At 66.8% G+C, this 7,692-nt stretch carries 7 protein-coding genes; 6 read left to right on the top strand and 1 reads right to left on the bottom strand.

The features are described from left to right. Positions 1–855: 855 nt before the first annotated feature. On the bottom strand, positions 856–1,416 hold the full coding sequence (locus tag QZX93_RS19395; RefSeq protein WP_295384135.1) for a CAP domain-containing protein: 561 nt from the start codon (positions 1,414–1,416) through the stop codon (positions 856–858). Positions 1,417–1,742: 326 nt separating this feature from the next. On the opposite strand from QZX93_RS19395, the gene QZX93_RS27475 reads away from it, so the two are divergent. The 6 genes from QZX93_RS27475 to QZX93_RS19425 all read left to right on the top strand — a co-directional run bounded on the left by QZX93_RS27475 (position 1,743) and on the right by QZX93_RS19425 (position 7,472). Then, on the top strand, positions 1,743–2,087 hold the full coding sequence (locus QZX93_RS27475) for a SulP family inorganic anion transporter (RefSeq protein ID WP_366760760.1): 345 nt from the start codon (positions 1,743–1,745) through the stop codon (positions 2,085–2,087). Further along, a complete protein-coding gene (locus tag QZX93_RS19405; RefSeq protein WP_295384139.1) occupies positions 1,991–2,383 on the top strand; it encodes a sodium-independent anion transporter in 393 nt (130 codons plus the stop codon). The genes QZX93_RS27475 and QZX93_RS19405 overlap by 97 nt, the downstream gene beginning before the upstream one ends. An 87-nt stretch (positions 2,384–2,470) precedes the next feature. Next, on the top strand, positions 2,471–3,076 hold the full coding sequence (locus tag QZX93_RS19410) for a nucleoside triphosphate pyrophosphatase (RefSeq protein ID WP_295384141.1): 606 nt from the start codon (positions 2,471–2,473) through the stop codon (positions 3,074–3,076). Positions 3,077–3,298: 222 nt separating this feature from the next. After that, positions 3,299–5,398 (top strand): transglycosylase SLT domain-containing protein, encoded by a 2,100-nt coding sequence (locus QZX93_RS19415; protein WP_295384143.1) that lies wholly within the window; start codon positions 3,299–3,301, stop codon positions 5,396–5,398. Between the two features lie 221 nt (positions 5,399–5,619). Then, positions 5,620–6,816 carry a class I SAM-dependent rRNA methyltransferase gene (locus tag QZX93_RS19420; RefSeq protein WP_295384145.1) on the top strand — a complete coding sequence of 399 codons (1,197 nt, stop codon included), beginning with the start codon at positions 5,620–5,622 and terminating at the stop codon, positions 6,814–6,816. A 101-nt stretch (positions 6,817–6,917) separates the two neighbouring features. Beyond that, entirely contained in the window at positions 6,918–7,472 is a 555-nt protein-coding gene (locus QZX93_RS19425) for a L,D-transpeptidase family protein (RefSeq protein WP_295384147.1), read from the top strand. Positions 7,473–7,692 lie beyond the last annotated feature (220 nt).

Below are 7,692 nucleotides of genomic sequence, written 5' to 3' on the forward strand. Positions count from 1 at the left end.
ATGGAAGGTGTGCCTGCCACCCCTGAACATGAAAGTGTGTCAGGCTAACGGGGCACTCCTGCGCTCTCCTGTCGTTTTTGCGTGAAAAATACTTCAGCGACATTGGCTTGCGACGACTTTCACGGTAAAGCCTCGACCTCCAGTGGCTGGAGCGATGATCAAGGCCGAGACACAGTTGGTCGACCGCATAGGCTGCCAGAATCAGTCAGACACCCATACTTGATGAGGAGGGTATTGAGGCTCACTCCTTCAACGAGGCATTGAGCGTCGATTCGGCCACTGGGTGCGGCGCCCCCAGTCGGTCGGGCTGATGGCCAACCGACCTTCATCGGTGGCTGGAGCGAGGATTAAGGCCCTGGTGAAGAAGGCATCGATGGCGGGGCCGAATAGACAACGCGAACCGAGGGCGGTACCCTGGGCTGGTCTGTTCGACCCTGTTGGGGCGCTATACGGCCTTGGTTTCTATTCCGGCCAGCGCGCCTCTTTCCGCGCTCGTGATAGCGCTCCAGAACGTGGGCAAGAACGGGGCGGGCGCCGGCCGTTCCCGCCTGGGAGCGCCGACATTCTGTCGGCCAGCCGCGGGCGGCGGTTTCGCGGTTAATGGCAAAAGGCTTTGTTTTCGCGAGGACCCAACGGCGCTTAACGCCGTCGCCGACAGCATGTCGGCGCTCCCAGACTCCAGCGGTGCTAGCCGCGAGCTCGATGGTCCGCGCAGCGGACCCTAGGGGCGCGGTGCCAGCCGTAGGGTCCGCTGTGCGGATCGATCGTCTGGCCGTCATCCGTCGCGGCCTGGGGGCCGCTCCTACGCGGGTAGGAGCGGCCCCAGGCCGCGACGCCAATCAAGGTCGCCCGCGGTCAGTAAGGCGGCTGGCCGATGATATTTCCGGCCGGGCGGTAGTGACAGACCCAGACCTGTTCGTCATTGGCGCAGACGCGATAGGCGCAACCGACTTGGGTGGTCGAGGCCCAGACCATCTGGGTGTAGTGACCGCAGGCTTGGCCCGCAGCACAGTCGTTGGTCGCGGGCCGATAAAAGCGCCGCTCCCCGGCCCAGGAGTCGGCTACCTGCACGGGAGTGATCGACTGTGGCTGCCGACGACCGTTGGACCACCGCACCGGACTGGCCCAGTAGAGGTTCTCACCCAGGTCGCCGTGACTGTGCTTCATGGCGCAGCCATTGCGGGTGGCGAGTGTGTCCGCCCATTCCTGTGCGCTATCCGCCAGTGCGGCGGACCATTGCAGGTGCCCCACCCCCACCTCGGCCCGCACGCGGTTATGGGCGGCGAGCATGGCCTCGCGCGGCACGGCTTCGGCCTGGAGCGCGAGTGGCGGCACGGCCAGCGCGAGCCATAAGGCAGCGGTGAGACGTGGCCGCCGTCGGCACCCACCGGCTTTCGTAACGATTGGATCGGTCATGGCAATAGTCCACCTGATGAGTAACCCGCGCCGGCCGCCAGCAGATTGCAGGTCGCGGCAATTTGCCAGGTTCCGGCGCGGCTGGAGCCGCTCCCACCGGGTCCCGGCGCGACTTTCACAGTAACCTCAAGTCGTGCCGACCCGCCTTCGGGCATCCTAGCCAGAGCGCGGCGACGCGGCAACGGATAATGGTCGGGTCGGTTGCACACCTGGGGTTCAGGCGCGGGCCACCGCAGCGTTAGCGGTGGCCGATGGCGCTTGCCAGCGGGCGCCAGTCACGGAGGAATCGCTTAACCATTTGACATCAGCAGCAGGGCACGCCAACGGTGCTCTGCATCGCCGCCAGTCAGTTGCGTCTGGGGGCGCTCGCGGACTTTCTTTCCCGCCCGATCCTGGTGGGCTTCTTAAACGGTATTGCGCTACACATCATCTCGGCACTCACCCAGGGCTTTGCGATCGGCGGGGCCGATTCGCGCACCGCCATGAGCGACTCGGCCGGCGGGCGCACCCAGCTCACCGGCATCGTCTCGGCGAGGGGCATGCCGGGTTCCGTGCCACGGACGAGGCGCCGGGCGTGCAGACCATCCCCGGGCTGGTGCTGTGGCGCTTCCATTCCGCCCTGGTCTTTTTCAACGCCCCCTATTTCAAACGTGAGGCGCTCAAGGCCATGAACGCGGGCGGGCCTGAACTCAAGTGGTTCGTGCTCGACATCCTGCCGATCGCCGAGCTGGATGTGACCGGGCTGGACGCCCTCCAGGAGGTGCGCGAGGCGTTGCGCCGGCGCGGGGCGCAGTTGGTCATCGCCGGGGAGAGTCGGGCGATCGTGCGTGAGCTGGATCGGCTGGGACTCCCGCGCGACTTCCTGGCGGATCGCTATCTCCCGACCCTGCGTCAGGCCCTGCACAGCTACCGGGCGGAGCTGGGGGATGCAGCGGCGGCGCCGCCGGAAAGCAGTGACAGGCGATGACGATCGCCAGCGCCCCCAACGGCAGGTGCCGCGGGGGCTCGAACGGCTTAGGATAGTCGGCCGACCCCGAACCGATTGTAAACCGCCATGCACCAGCCGCTGATCCTTGCCTCCACCTCGCCCTTTCGCCGCGCCTTGCTGGAACGGTTGGGGCTGCCCTTCACCGCCGTGGCCCCGGCGGTGGACGAGACCCGCCGGCCGGGGGAGCCGCCGCAGGTGCTGGTGCTGCGCCTGGCCGAGGCCAAGGCGGCGGCGGTGGCGGAGCGGCACCCGGATGCCATCGTCATCGGTTCGGACCAGGTGGCCTGCATCGACGACCAGGTACTCGGCAAGCCGGGCGACCGCGAGCGGGCCATCGCCCAACTGGAGCTGGCCTCCGGGCGCACCCTGGTGTTCCAGACCGGGCTGTGTGTGGTCAATGCCATCACCGGGCGCACCCAGACCCTGGTGGAGCCCTTTCATGTCCATTTCAGGCGCCTGACCCGCGCGCGCATCTGCGCCTACCTGGACCGCGAGCAGCCCTACGACTGCGCCGGCAGTTTCAAGTCGGAGGGGCTGGGCATCGCGTTGTTCGCGCGCCTGGAGGGGGAGGACCCCAGCGCGCTGATCGGCCTGCCGCTGATCCGGCTGCTCACGCTCCTGGAGTCCGAGGGGCTGGACCCACTGAGCGACGCGGCGGGCAATCCACTGTAGGCGCGCCGGCCGCCCCCGCTATATCTGCGCGTCCGTACCGGTCGAGCGATGGCCGTCCGTGGCCTGGATTCCGGCGTCCCGGCCGGAATGACGACCAAGGGGCACGCAGGCACGCTCGGAGGCACAGAGCAATTGCTTCCAAAGGGCTGATCGGCGAAGATTTCACAGCGCTCGCGACTGGCCGACGGCCAACCATGTCACACCCGGGGGGGAATTACGAGCATGAGCTACGCTGAACCAATTCTCAGTATCCGACGGAGGCGCGTCTGGCGCCCCGTTCCGTTCCTGATCGGCGCCCTGACGGCGATCGCCGTGCTGTCCCTTGGGGGCTGCGGCGGTGGCGGCAGTCAGAAGGATGTCGCGGTCGATACGCGCCCAGTGGACTATGGTTCCGCGGGGGCCTTTCCGGTGCCCGCGGAGATCGAGCCCAACGTGAATTTTTGGCGCAATGTCTACGGTGTTTGGGGTCGCGACAAGGTCGCCTTCCACGACGACGAGCACATGGGCGTGATCTATGAGGTCGCGGAGCTGCCCGGCGTCATCTCGAAGGGCGGTTACACGGCGGAGCAGCAGGGTTTCGTCCGCGCCCGCCAGGAGTATTACAAGGACCTGGTGCGCGATCTGGAGCGGCGTCAGTCCAGTCATGCGCCCCTGAGCCCACAGCAGCAGGTGTTGCTCGCCAAGTTCGAGCAGGACGGCGGTGCCCGCGGTGTCTACGGGGCGGCCGAGCGGGTCCGTGCGCAGCGCGGCCTGCGCGATCGGTTCCGTCGCGGGGTGGAGATCAGCGGCCGGTATGACAAGGCTTTCCGCGAGGTCATGCGCGCCCATGGGCTGCCGGAGGACCTGGCCTATCTGCCCCATGTCGAGTCTTCGTTCCAGACCAATGCAGTCTCCAGCGCCGGGGCCACCGGGGTCTGGCAGTTCATGCCGGCCACCGGTCGCATCTTCATGCATGTCAACGGGGCGGTGGATGACCGCATGGACCCGATCCTCTCCGCCCAGGGCGCCGCCGGCTATCTGTCTCAGGCCTACAACCGCCTGGGCAGTTGGCCGCTGGCCATCACCAGTTACAACCATGGCCAGGGCGGCATGGCCAATGCCAAGGCCCAGTACGGTCAGGACTTCGGCCGTATCGTCAAGAACTATCAGGGTAAGGCGTTCAAGTTCGCCTCACGTAACTATTACGCTGAATTTATCGCTGCACGCGAGGTGGCCGGTCATCCGCAGCGCTATTTCCCCGAAGGCATTCAGTATGAATCGCCCTGGCCACACGAACGCCTGGTCTTGGCCAGCAGCATGCCGGCCGATCAGGTGGCCAGCCATTACGGACTCTCCACCGGGAGCCTGGCCAGCCTGAATCAGCACTGGCGCAGCGCGGCCCTCAGTGGGCGCACGGACTTGCCCGCCGGCAGTACGGTGTGGCTGCCGGCCGGCAGTCTGCAACGGGTGGGCAGCCAGCCGTCGCGCTACAGCCCAGAGATTGTGTCGCGCCGGCCCATGGCCGAGCCCATGACCTCGGCGGCGGCCTCCCTGGCCTTCAAGGCGACGTCAGCGGAACCGGCCTTTGCCGACCTGCCGATGCCGGCGGCCCCGGTCGCGCGGGTTGCGCCGCCGCAGCCAAGGGTCGCTCGGGTTGAGCCGCGCTTTGAGCCGCCAGTTGAGCCCCGGTTTGAGCCCCGGTTTGAGCCCACACCTGAGCCCAAGGTGGCCAAGGCGGCGCCGCCCGAGCCGCGGATCGCCCGGGTCGAGCCACCGGTCGAGCCGCGCTTTGAGCCGCCGTCAGAGCCGGAGATTGAAGCCCGGCCCGAGCCCACGGCGGCCAAGGCGCGCCATCCGCGGGTGACACGCGAGGACGACGAGGAAGACGCGCAACCCGCGCCGCGTGCCACGCGGGCGAGACACGCCAAGGCGGAGACCAAGACTGCCAAGGCTGAACCCAAGGCCTCCAAGGGCGAGAGCAAGACCGCCAAGGTGGACCCGAAGGCCGCCAAGGGCGAGACCAAGACCGCCAAGGTCGAGCCGAAGGCCGGAAAATCAGGGAAGGCGGATACCAAGACGGCCAAGGCCGAGCCGAAGGGCGCGAAGGGCGATGCCAAGACCGCCAAGTCCGACGCGAAGAAGTCCGACGCCAAGACCGCTAAGACCGCCAAGGACGAAGGCCCGTCCGGCAATACCAAGTTCCATGTGGTGAAGGCGCAGGAGACCCTGTACCGCGTCGCCAGCACCAACGGGATTTCGGTGGCCGAGTTGCGTCGGCTCAACAAGCTGGGGCCCAACGACAACAACGTCCGCCCGGGCCAAAAGCTCAAGGTCGGCACCTGAGCCGTTACCCTGAAAGTCGCGCCGGGAGCGCGGTCCACTTCTCCCTCCCCCCTCGTGGGCGAGGGCGGGGAGGGGGAGTGTCCAAGACGGCCGCCCGGCAGCCGGGGCGTCGGGGCGTTGTCTAACGATTCGGCGATGCCCCGGCGGGCAGGCGCGCCCCGCATCTGTTACCCTTGCCGGTTGGCCCCCGCCCCACGATCAAGCACCTTAGGACTATCCCTATGAAGCCGATGCCGCTGCTGCTGCGCAAAGACCAGGAACGCCGCCTGCTCGCCGGCCATTGTTGGGTCTACAGCAATGAGGTCGACACTGCGGCGACTCCCTTGAAGGACCTGGCACCCGGACAACCGGTGGAGGTCCTGAGCGACCATGAGCGCTGGATCGGCCACGGCTATGTCAACCCGCACTCGCTGATCTGCGCCCGCCTGGTCAGCCGGGAGCGCAACCGCCCGCTGACCCCGGCCCTGTGGTTGTTGCGCATCCATGATGCGCTGGCGCTGCGCGAGCGGCTCTATCGGCGCCCCTTCTACCGCTTGGTGTTCGGCGAGAGCGACGGTCTGCCGGGACTCATCGTCGACCGCTATGCCGACCTGCTCGCCGTGCAGTTCACCACCGCCGGGATGGAGCGGGTACGCGCTGAGGTCCTCGCCGCCCTGGAGCAGGTGCTCAAGCCCCGTGCCATCGTGGTGCGCAACGATACCTCGGTGCGCGAATTGGAGGGCCTGACCCAGGGCGTGGAGACGGTCCTGGGGGACCCCGCGGATGCGCTGATCCTGACCGAGCACGGTCTCGATTTCCTGGTCTCGCCCATCACCGGCCAGAAGACCGGCTGGTTCTTCGATCAGGCGGAAAACCGCACCCGCCTGGCCCGCTTTGGGGTGGGCGAACGGGTGCTCGACGTCTGTAGCTACATCGGTGCCTGGGGCCTGCGCGCCGCGGCCCTGGGGGCGACCGAGGTGACCTGCGTCGACAGTTCGGCCGCCGCACTGGAGCGGGTGGCGGACAACGCCGAGCGCAACCGCTTGAGCGAGCGCGTCCGCCCGCTTCAGGGTGACGCCTTCGAGGTGTTGCGTGGGCTGCGCGACGAGGGTCGGCAGTTCGACACCGTGATCCTAGACCCGCCGGCCTTCATCAAGCGCCGCAAGGACGAGAAGGAGGGCGTGCAGGCCTATGCCCGGCTCAACCGGCTCGGCATCGAGCTCCTGGCACCGGGCGGACTGCTGGTGACCTCATCCTGCTCCTTCCACATGAACCGCGATGCCTTCCTGCGCACCGTCCAGCAGGCCGGCCGGCGCGCCGGGCGCTTTCTGCAACTCCTGGAGACCGGCCAGCAGGGACCGGATCATCCGGTCCACCCGGCGATCCCGGAGACCGCCTATCTTAAAACCCTGTTTCTGCGCGTCCTGCCCGGGTCTTGAACCGTACAGAATGCGGTTTGTTTATTCTCAGCAAGTTACCTAAACTTCGCGTTGTCGATTCTAGTTCCGGCACCCCGCCGACACCCTGGGGAACCCATACCATGCGCAATCACTCGATCCGTACCGCCCGCCGTGTAACCCAGGGCCTTGCCGCCGCCCTGGCCGTGACCGTTACCCTGACCCTCGGCGGTTGCGGCGGGGGCGGGGCCAAGACCGTGAAGGCGGACTACGCCGATCGGGTCTTGGTGAAAAAGTCCGAACGCAAGCTGCAGTTGCTCAAGAGCGGCCAAGTGCTCAAGGAGTATAAGGTCTCCCTCAGCGATAATCCGCGGGGACACAAGATCCAGGAAGGGGACAAGCGCACCCCGGTCGGCGACTATATCCTGGACTGGCGCAATCCCAACAGTAACTACCACAAGGCGATCCACGTGTCCTATCCCAACGCGCGGGACGTGCAATTGGCGCAGTACCTCGGCGTGCAGCCGGGTGGGATGATCATGCTGCACGGGCTGCCCAATGGGACGACGTCCCCGGTGGTGCGGGCCGACTACCACAAGCTCGACTGGACCAACGGTTGCATCGCCCTCCAGGACCAGGACATCGATGAGATCTGGCGCCTGGTCCGGGACGGCACCCCGATCCGCATCACGGAGTAGGTCACCGGTCAGCCGCCGCCTGGGGGCCGCTCCTGCCCCCGTAGGCGCCGCCCCCAGGCCGCGACCGCTTACCCCATAGCCCCTAGTACCGCAGGATGAAAGTGCTCGGACCATGTCAAGCTAGGCTGCCAACGGCTTGCCTTGGTAGGTCCAGCGGAATGGTTTGGCCATTGTCTTGTTGAAATAGTCGATGAAGTTTTTGATTTTCTGGCAAAGGTCG

The organism is uncultured Thiodictyon sp. (assembly GCF_903946935.1).
Lineage (GTDB): Bacteria > Pseudomonadota > Gammaproteobacteria > Chromatiales > Chromatiaceae > Thiodictyon.